The organism is Saccharicrinis sp. 156 (assembly GCF_050589685.1).
Classification (GTDB): domain Bacteria; phylum Bacteroidota; class Bacteroidia; order Bacteroidales; family Marinilabiliaceae; genus Saccharicrinis.
In genome coordinates, this window is the sequence record NZ_JBNGOS010000003.1 from 127,624 (window position 1) to 146,337 (window position 18,714).

General features: G+C 40.1%; 15 protein-coding genes. 10 read left to right on the plus strand and 5 right to left on the minus strand.

From position 1 onward, the window contains the following. Positions 1-92: 92 nt before the first annotated feature. The 4 genes from ACRD64_RS02315 to ACRD64_RS02330 all read left to right on the plus strand — a co-directional run bounded on the left by ACRD64_RS02315 (position 93) and on the right by ACRD64_RS02330 (position 4,916). Complete coding sequence (locus tag ACRD64_RS02315; RefSeq protein WP_430931538.1) at positions 93-1,757, plus strand: nucleoside kinase; 1,665 nt, start codon at positions 93-95, stop codon at positions 1,755-1,757. Positions 1,758-2,340: 583 nt separating this feature from the next. After that, entirely contained in the window at positions 2,341-4,245 is a 1,905-nt protein-coding gene (locus tag ACRD64_RS02320; protein ID WP_430931539.1) for a sensor histidine kinase, read from the plus strand. Between the two features lie 123 nt (positions 4,246-4,368). Beyond that, positions 4,369-4,563, plus strand: coding sequence for a DUF2752 domain-containing protein (locus ACRD64_RS02325; RefSeq protein WP_430931641.1), 195 nt, complete (start codon positions 4,369-4,371; stop codon positions 4,561-4,563). Further along, positions 4,560-4,916, plus strand: a complete 357-nt coding sequence (locus ACRD64_RS02330; protein WP_430931540.1) for a TM2 domain-containing protein — start codon at positions 4,560-4,562, stop codon at positions 4,914-4,916. The genes ACRD64_RS02325 and ACRD64_RS02330 overlap by 4 nt, the downstream gene beginning before the upstream one ends. 82 nt (positions 4,917-4,998) lie before the next feature. On the opposite strand, the gene lpdA is transcribed toward ACRD64_RS02330, so the two are convergent. Beyond that, the gene (gene lpdA / locus ACRD64_RS02335; RefSeq protein ID WP_430931541.1) at positions 4,999-6,390 is read right to left on the minus strand and encodes a dihydrolipoyl dehydrogenase; all 1,392 of its coding nucleotides are present in this window, start codon (positions 6,388-6,390) and stop codon (positions 4,999-5,001) included. A 673-nt stretch (positions 6,391-7,063) separates the two neighbouring features. On the opposite strand from lpdA, the gene ACRD64_RS02340 reads away from it, so the two are divergent. The 4 genes from ACRD64_RS02340 to ACRD64_RS02355 all read left to right on the plus strand — a co-directional run bounded on the left by ACRD64_RS02340 (position 7,064) and on the right by ACRD64_RS02355 (position 12,056). After that, positions 7,064-8,173 carry a DUF1573 domain-containing protein gene (locus ACRD64_RS02340; protein WP_430931542.1) on the plus strand — a complete coding sequence of 370 codons (1,110 nt, stop codon included), beginning with the start codon at positions 7,064-7,066 and terminating at the stop codon, positions 8,171-8,173. Between the two features lie 140 nt (positions 8,174-8,313). After that, positions 8,314-9,432, plus strand: a complete 1,119-nt coding sequence (meaB, locus tag ACRD64_RS02345; RefSeq protein ID WP_430931543.1) for a methylmalonyl Co-A mutase-associated GTPase MeaB — start codon at positions 8,314-8,316, stop codon at positions 9,430-9,432. 48 nt (positions 9,433-9,480) lie between these two features. Beyond that, complete coding sequence (locus ACRD64_RS02350; protein ID WP_430931544.1) at positions 9,481-10,578, plus strand: redoxin domain-containing protein; 1,098 nt, start codon at positions 9,481-9,483, stop codon at positions 10,576-10,578. 1,322 nt (positions 10,579-11,900) lie between these two features. Continuing rightward, the gene (locus ACRD64_RS02355) at positions 11,901-12,056 is read left to right on the plus strand and encodes a YdeI/OmpD-associated family protein (RefSeq protein WP_430931642.1); all 156 of its coding nucleotides are present in this window, start codon (positions 11,901-11,903) and stop codon (positions 12,054-12,056) included. Positions 12,057-12,254: 198 nt separating this feature from the next. On the opposite strand, the gene ACRD64_RS02360 is transcribed toward ACRD64_RS02355, so the two are convergent. Further along, positions 12,255-14,231 carry a cation:proton antiporter gene (locus tag ACRD64_RS02360; protein WP_430931545.1) on the minus strand — a complete coding sequence of 659 codons (1,977 nt, stop codon included), beginning with the start codon at positions 14,229-14,231 and terminating at the stop codon, positions 12,255-12,257. Between the two features lie 168 nt (positions 14,232-14,399). Continuing rightward, complete coding sequence (locus ACRD64_RS02365) at positions 14,400-15,329, minus strand: cation diffusion facilitator family transporter (protein WP_430931546.1); 930 nt, start codon at positions 15,327-15,329, stop codon at positions 14,400-14,402. A 254-nt stretch (positions 15,330-15,583) separates the two neighbouring features. Between ACRD64_RS02365 and ACRD64_RS02370 the strand changes: the two genes are divergently transcribed. Together ACRD64_RS02370 and ACRD64_RS02375 are read left to right on the plus strand one after the other, a co-directional pair. Then, positions 15,584-16,771 (plus strand): M20 metallopeptidase family protein, encoded by a 1,188-nt coding sequence (locus ACRD64_RS02370; RefSeq protein ID WP_430931547.1) that lies wholly within the window; start codon positions 15,584-15,586, stop codon positions 16,769-16,771. Positions 16,772-16,925: 154 nt separating this feature from the next. Next, entirely contained in the window at positions 16,926-17,093 is a 168-nt protein-coding gene (locus tag ACRD64_RS02375) for a DUF362 domain-containing protein (protein ID WP_430931548.1), read from the plus strand. A gap of 50 nt (positions 17,094-17,143) precedes the next feature. Here the strand turns inward: ACRD64_RS02375 and ACRD64_RS02380 are convergent, their stop codons facing one another. Both ACRD64_RS02380 and ACRD64_RS02385 read right to left on the minus strand, forming a co-directional pair. Further along, positions 17,144-17,695 (minus strand): 5-formyltetrahydrofolate cyclo-ligase, encoded by a 552-nt coding sequence (locus tag ACRD64_RS02380; RefSeq protein ID WP_430931549.1) that lies wholly within the window; start codon positions 17,693-17,695, stop codon positions 17,144-17,146. Next, positions 17,692-18,711: a gliding motility protein GldB gene (locus ACRD64_RS02385; protein ID WP_430931551.1), complete on the minus strand. Its 1,020-nt coding sequence runs from the start codon at positions 18,709-18,711 to the stop codon at positions 17,692-17,694. Before ACRD64_RS02385 ends, ACRD64_RS02380 begins: the two co-directional genes overlap by 4 nt. Positions 18,712-18,714 lie beyond the last annotated feature (3 nt).

The window sequence follows — 18,714 nt, forward strand, 5'->3', positions numbered from 1 at the left end:
ACCGACCCTTATTCCGACCACACATGTATAAAAGTTTGATGCATCTGTAAGTATTTACTATTTTAACACAATAAAATCTTAAAATCACCCATATGAGTCAACAAATAGAAATCAAATGCCTAAACAACAACACCTACAAAAGTTATAAACGGGGTATCACATTAAAACAAATAGCCGAAGACCATAACATTCAACTCCGAAGTGAAATAATAGGCGCCCTGGTCAACAATAACCTGGAACAGCTTCCCTATGAAATATTTCACCCAAAAACGGTTGAGTTTATTGATATCACCAATCCCGATGGTATGCGTATGTACATCAGGAGTCTGTCGTTTCTGTTATATTATGCCGTTGAAAGTGTAATTCCAGGCACAAAACTCAGAGTGGAACATTCGGTTTCAAACGGCGTGTACTGCGAACTTGACAGCCCCGGTGAGGTTACCTTTGACCAGGTAGCGGAAGTGGCCGAATATATGCGCAGCCTGGCAACAGAAGATATCCCATTTGAATATTTCCAGAAAGAAACTGAAAAAGTGATAGCGCTTTTTAACGAACAGGGCTTTGATGATAAAATCGGCTTGTTGGAAAGCAGAGGTCAGAACTACACCTCATACTACCGGCTAAAAGATGCTGTGGCTTCATTTTACGGCTATTTGGTTCCGTCAACAGGATATCTGAAAGTGTTCGATGTCAACAAATACTACAATGGCATTTTACTGCAGATCCCCAAGCGTTTTGAACCGGAAGTAGTGGAGGACCTGGTGATTCAAAACAAGATGTTCGAGATTTTTCAGGAGTATAGCCACTGGAACAAAGTGCTCAAGGTCACCAATATTCACGATTTAAACACGTTGCAAAAGAACGACAAGGCCCAACGCCTTATTAAGGTATCGGAAGCATTTCACGAAAAAAAGATAGGTCATATTGCGGATATGATAGCCGAACGAAAGGACAATGTCCGAATCATCTTGATAAGCGGCCCCTCGTCAAGCGGAAAAACCACCTTTAGCAAACGTCTGGCTATACAACTGATGGTCAACGGACTTAAACCACATACCTTATCTCTGGATAATTATTTTGTAGACCGCGAAAAAACACCGCTCGACGAAAACGGCCAATTCGACTTTGAAGCGTTGGAAGCCCTGGATATCGACCAGTTCAACCAGGATTTAACACTGCTTTTAAAAGGAGAGAAAGTCAACTTGCCCAAATTCTCGTTTGAAGCGGGGAAACGGTTTTACGACGACACCAAGATGAGATTAAAAAAGAACGACATACTTGTTATTGAAGGTATACACGGTCTCAACCCGGAATTAACCCGTAACATCCATGATTCCTTTAAATTCAAGATTTATGTTTCGGCACTTACTTCCATCAACATCGACAACCACAACAGGATACCCACCACCGATAACCGACTTATCAGAAGAATAGTCAGGGACTACAAATACAGGAGCTATTCGGCTGTAGACACCCTTTCGCGATGGCAAAGTGTGAGAAGAGGCGAAGACAAGCATATTTTCCCATACCAGGAAGAAGCAGATGTCATGTTCAACACCGCGCTGTTATACGAACTGGCTGTTCTGAAGCCCCTGGTGGAACCCATGTTACTTGAGGTCCCCCACAATAAGCCCGAACGTGCCGAGGCGAACAGGTTGTTATATTTCTTTAGCTATTTTAATAGTATTCAGGCCAAAAACATTCCACCCACCTCCATTATTAGGGAGTTTTTGGGAGGAAGCAGTTTTAAATACTAGTTTTTTCCTCCTAAAAAACACTCCGTAAGTTTTCGGCGTAGCCAAAAGAGGCTAAGCCCATGTTGCACAAGCAAACCATCTTCAAAATGAAAATTGCTATAAAAAAACAACACTGAAAAGAAGAAATGATCGTTAACAAGCTTGAACCCGGATTATGTATTGGAGGTTCGTCATGAGCATGGCAAGTACAATAAAACAAGGCATTACCCAAACGAGGCATCACTTGTCCGGATTACTTTCGGGAGCATCGTTCTGGTGAGTTGAAGTGAGGCAGCGGAGTGTCTTGTTTTGAAACAATTTCAATGGGTAATAGATTTTCTAATGCATATGGCGGGTTAAACCGTTTTTTCAACATTTACGTTAGTCCTTCGCCATTGGATAAGACCGTCGGGGTAAAAGGTGGGGTAACTAGTTCGCACTACTTACAATCCGTAAGTTCAATATAGAAAACAGCCCCGACGACAGATTCCATCTAACTAGAATGTCCCCATAAAGCAGACAATTCATCCCATTGGTCAAGGGTTGAAAAAATAAAACTTTCCATATATCAACATTTTCACTAACTTTTCTCAAAATTAAGAAAGTGAAAACTGCCACCTTCAAATTATATTTGTTTATTTTAATACTATTTTGTTTAGTACGGGGGTTGTTTGCCCAATCCGAACCAAATCATAAAAAAATTCTCTATATAAATTCCTATAGTATCGGTTTACCCTGGACGGATGACTTGACCGAAGGGTTTAAAACGGAACTGGACAAAAGTGGTGACCTGGAGTACTATATCGAATTTATGGACACCAAACGCCTTACATATCAACCAAATTTTAATTACTTCTACCAATACCTTATTAGCAAATACACCAATATTAATTTTGATATTGTTGTTACTTCCGACAATAACGCACTTGATTTTTTCCTAAGCCATAAGGATTCAATTATTTTTAAAAACAAACCACTGGTATTTGCGGGTATCAGGAACATTGATGATTATCAATTTAACCAGATACATGCCTACGGCATTGTTGAAGGCAGAGGATTAGAACATGTTTTTTATAGTATGCATCGCCTCTTCCCCGACAGAAAAAACGTATATGTCTTTTCAAATGTATCTCATACAGATTCATTGAATCAAGAAACTGTAGCCAAATACGCGCAAGAATTTGGAGTGCCCGACTACAAAACAATAATGAGTAGTAACGAAGACACGTTGATCCGTATCCTTAATTCTTTGGGTAAAAACGATATGGTATATCTTTTTAGCAGAACGTTTAGTCAATTAGGAGCCCATTGGCCTTATTCCGATATACTGAACAAAATTGAAGACCCCCTGGACGTTCCCATTTTTTCGGGATCACATATTCGTGACGGCATTGATAACATTGTTGGAGGTGAAGAAAACGTAGGCATGTTTCACGGTCGTACCGCTGCCCAAATGGTGATTAAAATACTTAACGGCAACAAAATCAGTCCCCGTATTATCCATCCCAAAGGAAAACTGGTATATAACTACGCAGAACTAAAACGATTTAATGTTGACAAGGAATTATTACCCCGCGATGCCATAATCGTTAACAAGCCTGATTCTATTTTTTTAAAATTTAAACAACTGATATACATCAACTTTTTATTTATCGCTGCCTGTATCGCTATCATTATCATTTTAGTTTTAAATAACAGGGATCAGAAACGATACCGAAAAAGGATTGAGGATGCCAGAGATAGGGCATTGCAGTCAGAATCAGTAAAAACGTCATTTATTGCTAACGTTTCGCACGAAATAAGAACACCGCTAAATGCGATAATCGGATTTTCCGATATTTTAAAGACTGAGAACAAGAATGAGAAACTAAACGATTTCATAAAGCATATCCATGACAGTTCGCAAATTCTGGAACGATTGATCAATGATGTTCTGGATCTTTCACTAATTGACTCCAACGAACTAAAACTAAATTATAGGGAAGTATACTTGCCCACCTTTTTGGACGGGCTCATTAATAGAAATAAGGATCAATTGGAACGCTTAAAAAAAACAAAACTCAAACTGAGATTGAAGATACCCGAAGGAGGCCCAAAAAATCTTTATGTCGATCAGTTTAGATTGAACCAGATTATCCAAAATTTGATCAACAACGCCATTAAATATTCCTACACCGGAACAATAACGTTAAGCTATCATTTTTACACCAAAAACGAGATCATCGCTAAAATAAACCTTTATGATTACGAACTTAACCACGACCAGTATTGCCTGTTCTCCGTAAAGGATTATGGAATAGGCATACCCCAGGAACTCAAAGCTTTTGTTTTTGAAAGATTTAGGAGGTTAGATCAAGTGTACATGGGCCATCACGGCGGCGTTGGTCTTGGTTTAAACATCTCAAAATCAATCATAAACCTAATGGGTGGTGAAATATGGTTTGAAAGCGAACAGGATAAGGGATCTACCTTTTTATTCATTGTACCGCACATTCATCCTACGCTCTAAATAATACAAATGAATTTTACCCATATTATTATATATTTAAGGAGACATCTTGAGGCGTTCATTTGGACAGCTGGACTATTGCTTATGGCGTTTTCCGATCCTTATGAAAACAGCCATTATTCAATGTGTTTATTTAAAAACTGCGGTTTAGGATTTTGTCCCGGTTGTGGCCTGGGGCATTCGGTGGGCTTTATAGCCAGGGGAGAGATCACAAATTCATTCAACAGCCATCCGCTGGGTATTTTAGCGGTGGTGATTTTGACATATAGAATATTTCAAATTTTCAGAAACAACCAATTTAAAAACAAACTCAAATGAACAGAATTCTCAACTTTTTTCCCGATCTAGAGCTGGAAGAAGCCTCATTTATTGACGACGTCATCAAAGATTATTCAGATGACGAAGTTAAAACCTTTGCAATGCTATACCGCAGCAGGCGCAAAGATCCACAAATGATATTACTACTGGCTTTGGTCGGTTTGTTCGGGGTTGCAGGCATACACCGTTTTATCATTAATCAAATAGGTATGGGTGTATTATATTTTTTAACAGCCGGACTGTGCTTAATCGGAACAATCGTTGACCTGGTCAATTATAAATCGTTGGCGTTTGAGTACAATCAGAAAATGGCATTTGAAGTTAAAGCCTATATGTCTATGGCAAAGAAGTAGTATAGCAAATATGCTAAAAAAATGGCGGTACCAAAATGCTGATACCGCCTATATTTTTAAGGTGGATTATTCTCAAGTTCCTCTATATATGAATCACCTCATCATACGCCGCCGCCGCGGCTTCCATAATGGCTTCGGACATGGTAGGGTGAGGATGAACCGATTTTATCAACTCATGGCCCGTTGTTTCCAGCTTTTTGGCCACCACAAGTTCCGCGATCATTTCAGTTACATTGGCACCAATTAAGTGCGCCCCCAACAGCTCACCATATTTGGCATCAAAAATCAGTTTCACAAAACCATCCTTGTGACCGGCAGCGCTGGCTTTGCCGGATGCCGAAAATGGGAACTTACCTACCTTGAGTTCGTAACCCGCTTCTTTGGCTGCCTTTTCGCTCATGCCCACAGAAGCCACTTCGGGGGAAGTATAAGTACAACCCGGTATGTTGTTATAATTAATTGGTTCCGGGGTATGTCCGGCAATTTTCTCCACACAGGTAATAGCCTCCGCAGATGCAACGTGCGCCAATGCCTGTCCCGGCACTATATCACCTATGGCATAAACACCATCAACCGAAGTCTTGTAGAATTCGTCTACTTTAATCTTACCATTTTCCACGGTCACCCCTACTTCTTCCAATCCGATTCCTTCAATATTGGGTGAGATACCTACAGCGGATAAAATTATGTCGGCTTCGTGCGTTTCTTCACCCTTTTTAGTTTTTATGACCGCCTTCACCTTATCGCCACTTGTATCTACGCTAAGCACCTCCGAAGATACCATCACATCTATCTTAGCCTTTTTAAATGAACGCGCCAATTGCTTAGATACTTCTTCATCTTCCAACGGAACAATGTTAGGCAAGAATTCCACGAGGGTAACCTTGGTTCCAATGGAATTATAAAAATAGGCAAATTCGCTTCCGATGGCGCCCGAACCCACCACAATCATTGATTCCGGTTTCTTTTCCAACGTCAAAGCTTTTCTATATCCAATAACTTTAACTCCATCCTGCGGAAGGTTGGGAAGCTCGCGGCTGCGTGCTCCTGTTGCCAATAAAATATGTTTGGCGGAAACATCTTGGGTGCTTCCGTCTTCTTTTTTAACCTCCACAGTTTTGTTGTCCTTTAATCTCCCGAAACCGTTGATAACATCTACCTTGTTCTTTTTCAACAAAAACTGAACACCTTTACTCATACCGTCGGCTACTCCCCGGCTTCTTGAAACCATGGATTCGAAATCGGCCTTCGACTCCCCCTCTATCTTAATCCCGTAATCCCCGGCATGTTGAATATATTCGAAAACTGTAGCACTCTTCAACAAAGATTTGGTAGGGATACAACCCCAATTCAGACAAATCCCGCCCAGTTCTGCTCTTTCTACTATGGCTACTTTTAAGCCTAATTGCGAAGCACGTATGGCTCCTACATAGCCCCCTGGGCCACTTCCAATAACTACTAAATCGTATTGCATATTTCTAAGGTATATAATTCTTTAAAATTCGGTCACACCACCAATTAAACCACGTTCAAAATCAATTGATAGCCTAATATATTTTACGGCAACGATAAATTAACAAAGCTTAAACAAAAAGGTTGAATACATTTACCTAATTGTTTATCCCTAAATAGGCACCAGAAAATACCTGATGAACCAATCGATTGAGAGATTCTAAGGTAGAATATTAAACGTACACAACAAAAAATAAGTACATGATTTAATTCAATCCATATGTTAAAACTCCTGTCTCATGGAAAATAAACTTATCACATAATTTTATCCCCAAAAAATAAACTTCATCTAACCCATTCCGTTTTTTTTACCCAACACTATCTTTTTCGCACCTTCTTAAAAGGTAGACATTCAGGGTAATTGAAATGCGACATCCCGCATATTCGCAGCCATCCTTCTAAGTAGGTCATTTTAATCTGCTGGAATCAGGTATTTTTTTTAGTAACATTTTGGCATTGTTCTCGTTTAAACCATCTGTACCGAAATGAACGAACTGCAATGCCGCGTTGCGTTAACATGATGTTAAAACGCAACATTCATATTCGGGCGTTGCATTTGTTTTATTAGCTTTGTAGTCTCATAAAACACCGGATAGACTTTAACTAACAGATAACATTTCAAAATACGATTGAAAATGAAAAAGATTGTTTTATATGCCTTTGCTTTACTTTGGGTATCCACCTCGTGGGCGCAGCATTCAAAACCGGCCTTCTCCTTTAACGAAACCCTTCACAATTTTGGTGAAGTTAAGGAAGCGGACGGAAAAGTATCACACGAATTCAGCTTTACCAATACCGGTAGCCTGCCGTTAGTTATTCATAACGTAAGAGCATCCTGCGGTTGTACTTCTCCCGAATGGAGTAAGAAACCGATTGCCCCGGGTGCCAAAGGGTATGTAAAAGCCACGTTTGACCCCAGAAACCGTCCGGGAAACTTTAATAAAACCATTACGGTAACCGCCAACACAGCTAATCCTAATACCGTTTTAAGGATAACCGGTAATGTAAAACCCCGACCCAAAACGGTGGAAGACACGTACCCGAGAGCGGTTGGTCCATTGCGTTTTAAAAGTACCCACATTAGCTTCACGCGCATACAGCCTAATGAAAAAAAGAGCGAAACGGTTGATTTTATAAATACTTCCGACCAAACGATTACACTGGATTTTGACCGTGTACCCAAGCATATTACGTTATTTGCAAGTCCGTTAAACCACGCTACCACGGTTAACCACTCCAACATATTTAAACCGGGAGAAAAAGGAATTATTACAGCCACTTACGATGCTGCCGCCAAAAACGATTGGGGTTTTGTTTATGATCAGGTTTTCTTGAAAATTAACGGGGAAACCAACTATAAGAACCGTATCAGCGTAAACGCGAATATCCAAGAGGATTTTGCAAGCTGGAGCCAGGAGCAAAAAGCAAATGCTGCTAAAATAAGTGTCGATAACAAGGTCTTCGACTTTGGTGAGATTAAACAAGGGCAAAAGGCCACGCACACCTATTATATTACCAACACGGGAAAGTCAAACTTACTTATCCGTAAGGTGAAAGCCTCTTGTGGTTGTACCGCTATCAAACCGGAAAAAACCACGATTGCCCCGGGTGAGAAAACAGCCATTGTGGCAGAGTTTAACTCGACAGGTAAAAAAGGTCGCCAAAACAAATCGGTTACCGTAATTACCAATGATCCATTGGCCAGCAGCACACTATTACGAATTCAAGGGACGGTAACCAACTAATATTATATTCGAATTTTAGTCGAATATTAAAACGATATAACGGAATGCCCTTATCACTGGGGGCATTCCGTTTTTGTTTTAAAAAAAAAGTGACGATTAATGTGGATTTAATGTAAATTCGCAATAAATTTATTGCAGGAATGATTAACGACAACCATCATCATATCGAGAACGACCCGCATTACAGTAACCTGAACGTCAACAAAGGAGTAGAAAATGTTCAGACTGTAAATGCCGCAGCAGCGCAAAGGTTCCTGAAGAAAAAAAGGAAATTACCTACCGCGGACGAATTTTTTGAAGGTATAAGAAAAGGGGACATCACACTATTGAGCAAGGCGGTTACTTTGGTTGAAAGCTCGCTTCCGAATCATCAGAGCGTGGCCCAACAAATTATAGAAAAATGCCTTCCCTATTCAGGAAACTCCATCCGCCTAGGAATTACGGGCGTGCCGGGGGCAGGGAAAAGCACCGCCATTGAAGCCCTGGGGATGCATATTATACAACAGGGTGGAAAATTGGCCGTTCTGGCTATTGACCCCAGTAGCGAAAGGTCTAAAGGGAGTATCCTGGGTGACAAGACCCGTATGGAGGAACTTTCCGCTGAACCGAATGCCTATATCCGTCCTTCGCCATCAGCAGGCTCGCTGGGTGGTGTTGCCCGCAAAACACGGGAAACCATTATTTTGTGCGAGGCCGCAGGTTTCGATACCATCTTTATTGAGACGGTCGGGGTTGGACAATCCGAAACCGCCGTGCATTCCATGGTTGATTTCTTTTTGTTGATTATGTTGGCCGGGGCCGGCGACGAGTTACAAGGCATCAAACGCGGCATCATGGAAATGGCCGACGCCATCGTCATCAACAAAGCCGATGGAAACAACATTCAACGTGCCAACCTGGCCAAAACAGAATACACCAGCGCCCTTCACCTGTTCCCTCCCACACCATCGGGATGGATACCCAGGGTTGAGACTTGTTCTGCCTTAGAAAAAACAGGGATTAACGAAATTTGGGATATGGTGAACGAATACGTTGAAAAAACAAACAAAAACGGATTCTTTTCGTACCGGAGGAACGAACAGTCGCAGTACTGGATGTTCGAATCGATCAACGAAAATTTAAAATCGAACTTTTACAACAATCCTGATATTGCAACGTTAACAGAAAAGTACAAACAAAAGGTGTTAAACGACGAAGTAAGCTCGTTTACGGCCGCGCAGGAATTGTTAAACCAATATTTTGAAAAAATAAACCAGTAAATAATTTCAACCGGGTAAAATATTATCTTACCCTTAAAATGATTCAGAATGAAGAACTTATTTTTAGTGGCAGTAATGGCCATTATTTTCGCTGCCTGTCAGCCATCAACTTTTACCATAAACGGCACCATTGAGGGGGTTACTGAAGGGAAAGCCATCTTGAGAAACATTGTGGACGGTAGACCTGCTTCTTTGGACACAACCGATATTGTAGAAGGTAAATTTACTTTTACAGGAACTGTGGACGAACCTCAGTTGTATTTGATTTTTATTGAAAACAACCGTACCCCTATCGTATTCTTCGGCGAAAACGCCAACATCACCATCGAAGCCAATACCGAAAACATGCAGGAAGCTGTTATCACAGGATCGGCCATAACAGATGTGTACAACAATTTTGTAAAGGAGCTTCCGGGATCAGATCGTCTGAACCAAATTAACGAAGAGTATCAAAAGGCAATGGGTGCCGGCGACAATGAAATACAGAAGGCATTGCGCGAAGAAGCCAGCGAGCTTATGGAAGAGCAAAAAGCGTACTTCATTGATTTTATTAAAAACAACACCAACAGCGTGGTTGGTGCACATATGGCTATGCAGGCGATTAGTGAGTTTGAAGTTGAAGAATTTAAAGCCCTTACGGCCGAGTTTGAGGCAAACCTTGGCGACAGCAAGTATGTGGCCGATTTGAAAAAAGCCCTGGAGCCCATGGAAAAAGCGGCCGCTGCGGCTAAAGCTACCGAAGTTGGTGCCGTTGCACCTGATTTCACCCTGGAATCGGTGGACGGTGATAATGTAGCGCTTTCATCGTTACGTGGTAAATATCTTTTGGTTGACTTTTGGGCTTCGTGGTGCAAGCCTTGTCGCGAAGAGAACCCGAATGTGGTTAAAGCTTATGGAACATATGCCGCTAAAGGCTTTGAGGTATTAAGCGTTTCGTTAGACAGGGATTCTGCCGCCTGGAGAAAAGCCATTAACGACGATGGCCTAACCTGGACCCAGGTAATCGATGGGAAAGGTGACATTGCCAACACATACGGTGTTACGGGAATTCCCTTTACTCTATTATTAGATAAAGAAGGAAAAGTGGTTGCTAAAAACCTTAGAGGCCCTGCCCTGGAAGAAAAATTGGCCGAACTATTGAACTAGTGCTGAACTCGTGAAGTTTCAAAGTATAAAGTTTATATAGTGAAATTGATATTATCAGTTAAGAAACAATTACATACAATCGTTTTTTAAGCTTTGAACTTCTTAACGGAATTTATTGAATGCTCTACTAGTAACCCATATCAATTGTAGTTTCGGTTAAAATTAGATATAACTTGAAAGGCGTCCAAAGGACGCCTTTTTTTGTATCTGAAAGTCTCCACCTTCCCTAATTCCAACTTTTCCAGAGTTTAAAACTTTGGTAAAGTTCATTTCAGCGTGGTTCGTGATCCAATCATTGAGGTTGTAGAATCGTTCAGAGAGGTTCATGATTCGGCAATTATGGTTCGAGATGTAAGAATCAATCTATCGATGTTGGGAATTAAGGATTAAGATTTGCGATATAAAGTATGCACTTCGGGTTTAAAAATTCGTGTAATTTGAGACATTACGGTTTAAATACAAGTCAGTGGTGAAGCTGTTGGACTGAAACTTAGACCATATGAATTTTTCTGTCGACCAAGTACTGCAGTTAAATACACCATGCTTTACCTTAATGCCAAACGAAAGCTATATTGTAAAAATTAAAAACACTTAAGCTCCGCTTTAAACCTTTCATACTGACATTTACATCTTATTCGCCAGATGAATAAATGAACAGAAATCATTTTTATATATTATTTTCCGCACGTTGACTCATCATAATACATACGAATTTTTGAGACTGATGAATAAGTGCAAACCAACCAATTCCATATGTTTTTGGGTACACATCCTTTCTGAACAGCAATGCAATCGTATGGAACCGAATCCCATGCTTGGTAAATTACAAAATCATGTTTGACGTGGGTAACCAAGTGCTTCATATTCAATTTGCTTTTTGTTGGTTATATTGGATTTATCATTAGCACGGTCTATAAGATGAATACAACCGAGAGATCAATGCAGCCATTATAAATTCACGGATTATTATTTACCTTGTAATTTGGGGAGTGATGTACCTATTACATACCCTCTCATTTGTTATGACTAACTGAATCCTAGTCAACTAAGACATAAAAGTTTGGTATTTTCCCAAAATTGGTTTTTTCAGGAAATAAAGCACGACCACGCCTTCGCAGACAGCCAGATCGCTTGGATATAAAAACATAAGCATTACGGCTGTTAGCGCGGTTTTGTAAGCCTCCGCTAAGGCAGAGGATGAATATCCTGGTTAACAGTGCATTCTATTGAAAGAGAATACAAAAGATTGAATGTGAATAGCGATATCGAAAGTTTTTGTCCATCAAGTAAACAAGACTGGAGAAGATGGGTCGAAATTAATCATCAGAAGAAGGAAGCATTTTTTAAGTCTAAGTAAATCCGTTCGAAGAGCAATGTTACAGCGGATTATTTTGGCAAAACGACCGAAAACCAGACGAAAGCGAATTGAAGAAACAGTGAAGAATGCAGGTAATAAAAAAAACAATTCGCTAAACTAAAAATATCAGAACAAAAAGGAAAATAATCCTATTAATCAATTCATTTTTAGCGAATAGTTGTATTTAACAAACAGTGTTACATGGAAACCACCGTTGCCGCACAAATCTCGCATGGTTTGTTAAACATCGCACGGCACTACATCGTGGGGTGGCATGGCTTTATTGTTAACAAATAAACAAACGCATCTTCCATCAGCATTATTCTTTATCAAATAATTCAAACGCCCAATTGACTTGCTCCGGATTACCCAATACATAAACGACATCATTACTCCTGAGAACAGTAGTTGGCACAGGATGCTCAATTATGGATGAATCACGTTTGATAGCCAAGAGCGTAACTCCTGTTTTGTTTCGCAGCTTAATTTCGGCAAGCGATTTCCCATCAACAGGAGAATTTACTTCGATTTTTATGGCTGATATATTCATATGCTGCAGTTCATCCAGTATGCTTGGCTGATTAATGATATCTCTTTCCGAAAATTCCCCTAAATTCAGATTTCGGATATGGGTTAAAATACGATTAACCTCTTTTTGAGGATATAATTTTTTAACCAGTATCCTTTTGAACAAATCTATCGCAATCTCCAGTTTTTCAGGCAAAACCTGGTCAGCTCCAAGTTGGTACAGTTGTTCTACATTTCGGATATGTTTTGCCCGCGCAATGACATATGCCTTTTTATTCAGCTGTCTAACTTTTTCGATGATGGCCATAGATGGTATTAATCTCCCTACAGAAACCATGACAATTTCAGCCGTATCCACATGAGCTTTTAATAATATGGGTTCATTAACAGCATCACCATAAACCACCAAATCACCATTCTGAATTTTTTCATTTGCAATTAAGGGGTCAAAAATGATGGACACGTGGTGCAGATTATTTAATTGGGCCATTAACGATAGCTTTAGGGCACTCGTGTCCGTTCCAATAATTACAAGATGATTTTTAAAATCGGGTATTTCGATTTCTTTTAACGGAAACAACCCGTCAACCCAAAATTTGGGCAGCGGTAATTTCAACAAAAAATTCGACAAGGGTCTTGACAGACTCATTAAAAAAGGGGCAAAAGCCATAGTGATTACTGAAACAGCCAGGAATAGCTGATAAAAATAATCATCTATGATCGAATTGTTTAATCCTATTTTAGCAAGGATAAATGAGAATTCTCCAACTTGACTTAAGGCAAGTCCTACCAAAACAGTACCGCGCAAGGTATGACCTAAAATAAATCCAGCACCACCGGCTATAATTGTTTTAACCGCAATAACCACAACTACAATAGAACCAACCAGCAAATAATTATCGACCACAAATGTCAAATCCAGCAGCATGCCAATGGATACAAAGAAGAAGCTTGTAAACGTATCTTTAAATGGAATAAGATTAGAAAATGCGTTATGGCTGTATTGAGATTCAGAAATCATTAGTCCCGCCAAAAAAGCACCAAATGCGAGAGACATCCCTAACTGGGCTGTTAAAAGTGCTATTGCGAGACAAATGAGAAAAATACTCATCATAAATAGCTCTTGATTTTTTGTCATGGCTATTACATGCAAAAGTTTTGGCAACAGCCACTTATTCCCGACATAAACAAAACCTATAATGAAAATTGCTTTTAGCCCAAGAAATAAGAATTCCCGGGCAATATGAACATCATTTTCCCCAAGTAGATTGGCAAACAATATTAACGGCACCAGTAATAAATCCTGAAATATCAGAATACCTAAAATAGTTCGCCCATAATTAGAAGAGAGTTCTGATCGTTCTTGCAATATTTTTAGTACCAGCGCCGAACTACTTAATGCCACAAGAAAACCAATAAATATACTCGTTTGCCAACTGAGACCATAAAAATGGGCAATACCATAAAATAATGCGGCCGTTATTGAAACCTGCAATAATCCGCCAAGAAATACTATTTTTCTGATTTTCAGCAGGTGCTTTAACGAAAACTCCAGACCGATAGTAAACAACAATAAAACGACCCCAATTTCCGCTAACACCTCGATTTCATGTTCTCCATTTACCAAGGAAAGAAGATGAGGGCCAGCAAGAATCCCCGTTAGCAAATAACCTACAATGGTTGGTATTCTTAATCTTGTAAAAATTAAATTTACCAATGTTGATAGTGCAAATATTATTACAATATCAGTGAGTATTGAAAATTCCATGGATGGTAAAATTTATGTGATTACTATTCGTTTATATTTACAATTCGTATCCTATACCCTCGAAAACAGCCTATTGGCCAACATTACCCAGAACAAGCCAGAACCAAGATAAATCAAAAACGCAGAACGTTGACTTCGATTAGTCACAGCCCAAACATAAAAAATCTCCTACTCCCCATACGCAATCAGCGACTTATCATCGCAAACATGAAATTCCGGCTGAAGGGTAGCATGGTGGATATTAAATTCGTGATGTAGCAGTTCTCGCACCTTGTCCATCACCTTATCTACTTGCGACAATATCAAATCTTCCGAACAATCGATATGCGCCTCGAAATGTATCTCATGATCGGTAAGCTGCCAAATATGCACATGATGTACGTTTTCAACCTGGTTCAACCCACAGATTACTTCCTTTATCTTATCTAGGTCAATATCTTGCGGGGTAAACTGCATCAACACTTTCATGGCACCTATCACCAGTTTCCAACTGGAAACGATCAGGTACACGGCAATAATTACCGACAACAAACTATCCACCCAATACAATTTATAATTCATCATTAAAAAACCACCTATCAATACAGCAATAGAAGTAAGCATGTCGGAGAAAAGATGAAGATAGGCCGCTTTCATGTTCATGCTATTCCTGGCATCTTTTTGTATCAGCAACACACTTAAACCGTTGGCTACAATACTTAATCCGGCCAGCCACATCACCAATTCGCCACCTACTTCAACACTTTTTGACATTACCATGCGTTCAATAGCTTCCACAATTAAATATATAGAAATGCCCAAAAGCGTCGCAGCATTGATGAAGGCCGCCAAAATTTCGGCTCTTTTATATCCAAAAGACTGCCTGTTCGTGGGTTTCCTTTTGGCCAACTTATTAGCCACATAACTAATCACCAGAGCCATTACATCCGAAAGGTTATGCAAGGCATCTGTCATTAAGGATAGGGAGTGGCTCAATATGGCGCCTATGATTTGCGAAACTGTAATCAGTACATTTAGCAATATGGCAATCATCAGGTTCTTACCCTGTAATTCGGGATGATGATGCCCGTGATAATGGTCATGATGATGATGTCCCATATTTTTTTTAGGGTAAAAATAGAGTTTTTGATCTAATTCGGTAGCTCAATGGTAAAATTATCGAAATTTCCTACTACATTTTTTAATCCTATAAGCTAACTGCGTCCACCCGTTACAGGGTTTGCTGCCCTTGTCAGCGCTATATACAATTGCAGGTCATTACAAACATGGAAGAACTGCGATTAACCGAAAGCATTGTCCGTCCTTTAAATCATAATAGTATATTTGCAGGAATCATATTTTAAAAAGTAATTATGGATTTGAAGCAAAAAGTTCAAGAGCTAACCCAAAAATACTATCCCGAAATTATAGAAATCAGAAGGCATATTCACGAGAACCCGGAGCTTTCGTTTGAAGAATTTAACACGTCAAAATATATCTGTTCCAAGTTGGACGCGTACGGAATACCATACAAGGCGGGCTATGTGAAAACGGGCATTATCGGAACCATCAAAGGAAAAAATCCTGACAAAAAGGTGATCGCCTTAAGGGCTGATATGGATGCATTACCCATTATCGAGAATGAGGATAATCCTGTTAAATCGTGCAACAAAGGAGTCATGCATGCCTGCGGACACGATGCACATTCTGCCTCATTGTTGGGCACCGCAAAAATATTAAACGAATTAAAAGACCAGTGGGAAGGGACTATTTTGCTGATTTTCCAGCCGGGCGAGGAAAAATTTCCGGGTGGCGCCAAACTTTTGATGGAAGAAGGGGCGTTAGACAATCCTAAACCGGAAATCATAATTGGCCAACACGTGCTGCCTGATATGGAAACAGGCCATGTTGGTTTTAAGGAGGGAATGTACATGGCTTCGGGCGATGAGGTATATTTGACCATTAAAGGAAAGGGCGGACACGCCGCCATGCCACACACTTTAAACGACAATGTGTTAATTGCGGCCAATATTATTGTGTCGCTGCAGCAGATTGTTGCCCGAATGGTTCCTGCAAATATTCCAACCGTATTGTCATTTGGGAAAGTCATTGCGGATGGCGCCACCAACATAATACCCGAAAAAGTGGAAATAGCAGGTACACTAAGGACGATGAACGAGGAATGGCGCGCAAAAATTAAAGCCCAGATCCGTAAAATATCCACCGAAATGGCGGAGAGCATGGGTGCAACATGCGAGGTGAAAATTAACGATGGATATCCTGTGGTTACAAATGATACGGAGGTCACTGAAAAAGCGTATACTGCCGCGCAAGAATTTCTCGGCCACAAGCATGTTCACAAAATGGATATCAGGATGACGGCTGAGGATTTCGGGTATTACACACAAGCCTACCCTTGTACTTTTTATCGCTTTGGGGTTAAACAACCAAACCATATCCATACCGGTGGGTTACACACCCCGGGATTCAGCCTCAACGAATCATCTCTGGAAACTTCCGTCGGACTGATGGCCTATATCGCCTTAGATATTTTAAGTTGACTACAAAGGACTTAGGGATATTTCAAAGTAATTTTCGACCCATAAAACTTATTTAAAAACATTTCAAATAAACTTAAAACCGATGATATTGTTTTAATATAAAAAAAAAGAAAATACATTTGCTTTTCTAATACTAATTAAAAACATTACAAAAATGGCTTACGTTATTAACGAAGATTGTATTGCATGTGGAACATGCATTGATGAATGCCCGGTAGATGCTATTTCTGAGGGTGATATCTATAAAATTGATGCTGAAGCTTGCACTGACTGCGGTTCTTGCGCTGATGTTTGTCCGACCGAGGCTATCCATCCGGCATAATGATTTATCGAGAAAGAATTTAAACCCTGCTTTTAACAAAGCGGGTTTTTTTATGTCCTGCCGGTTATCACACAATCCATATTTATATCGTGTGGCTCAGTCGGTATACCTTCAACCAGCTGAAAATTAAACCCCACACCGACTTTATAAGCGCTTTGCAATTTAGGCAATAACCTGTCGTAGTATCCCCCACCTCGACCCATCCGGTTTCCGGAAGCTGCAAAAGCGACTCCCGGAACAATAATTACATCAATCACTTCCGGCTGTAGCAATTCAGCACCTGTTGGTTCCCAAATACCATAAGCACCTTTGCTCAAGGATGATTCTCCTTTATACAAATGCAAACTTAATTCCACGCCCACCACTTTGGGAAGGTAAAAATTCTTTTTCCTATACCACTTATTCATAAATTCGTGCGTAGGCAACTCATCGGGCAGCGACCAATAACACAACATATGATCCGAATGAATAAAAGTATCTTGTTGTTCAAGCTGGTCAAAGACCTGCTTTGCCTGCCGATTTCTTATTTCCGCAGTCAGCAGCTTTTTTTGATCGTTTATTTGCTGCCGTAGTATTTTCTTCTGACTTACCACATCCGTCATGGCCGATAATTTGATGCTGCCAGTATTTTACGACCGTCCGTTTCTTCCATTAAATCTTTTAAACTTACCGTTTTGTTTTTATTCATGTAAGACGCTATGATCTTGTATCCGAGAAACTCACCGGCTCTTGGTGCCGAATTATTGCCAAAGTTTGAGGTAAAAGGAGCATCTCCCGTATATTTCTGAATCAACATTCTATCTTCCTTAAAAAGATGTTTCCACTCAACAAGCGATGCCCACATATCCGATTCGTGATTATTGCACCAATGCATCTGTTCCTTTGAATAATCAAAAAGCAAGGTATCTTGAATATCGGGAAACATCCGGTGCACAAAATACCTTACCTTGCCTTGGTAGACCATATTGTTGATTAAGTCGTCCACCTCCCTGGCATTAGAATAATTGGTCATAGCTATGGCTCTCAAAACATCAGGCGCCATCTTTTCCTTAACCATACCCTTCCGAAGATATTTGGGTATGCCCAGCCACGCATAAAACTCACAATCCTGTCCAAGATACTTTTCAATACTCACACCTACCCAGGCCGAATCCACGGCTATGGATTGGCTGAAACCTGATATCATCAGATAGACATCCGGAACAGGCATCTCCGGAAAGTAATACTTGTAATACTTAAATCCTTTCTCCAGTTGCTTCTGAAAATCATTGAAGTCAGGAAATATTTCCTTTGACTTCCGGTAGATATCTTTATTGGCAGGATAGGTAACAAAACCATACAAACGATCCGCATATTCCTGTGCTTCGGGATTGCCAAGTTTTGCTATTTTATAACTGTACGCCGTCATAAACTCTGGATATTTAGCAATGACCGGAGCAATCTCCTCGCCCACTTTCATGGTATCCATGCCGTGTATATCCTGATAGATTGGAATAACGTTTATATCAATCCCAATATCGCTTACATCGGGATACATGTTTTTATCCTTACACGAAAAAAAGGTAACACCCAACACAATACAAAATAACAGTACAAACTTATTAGCAAAAGTACACATCTG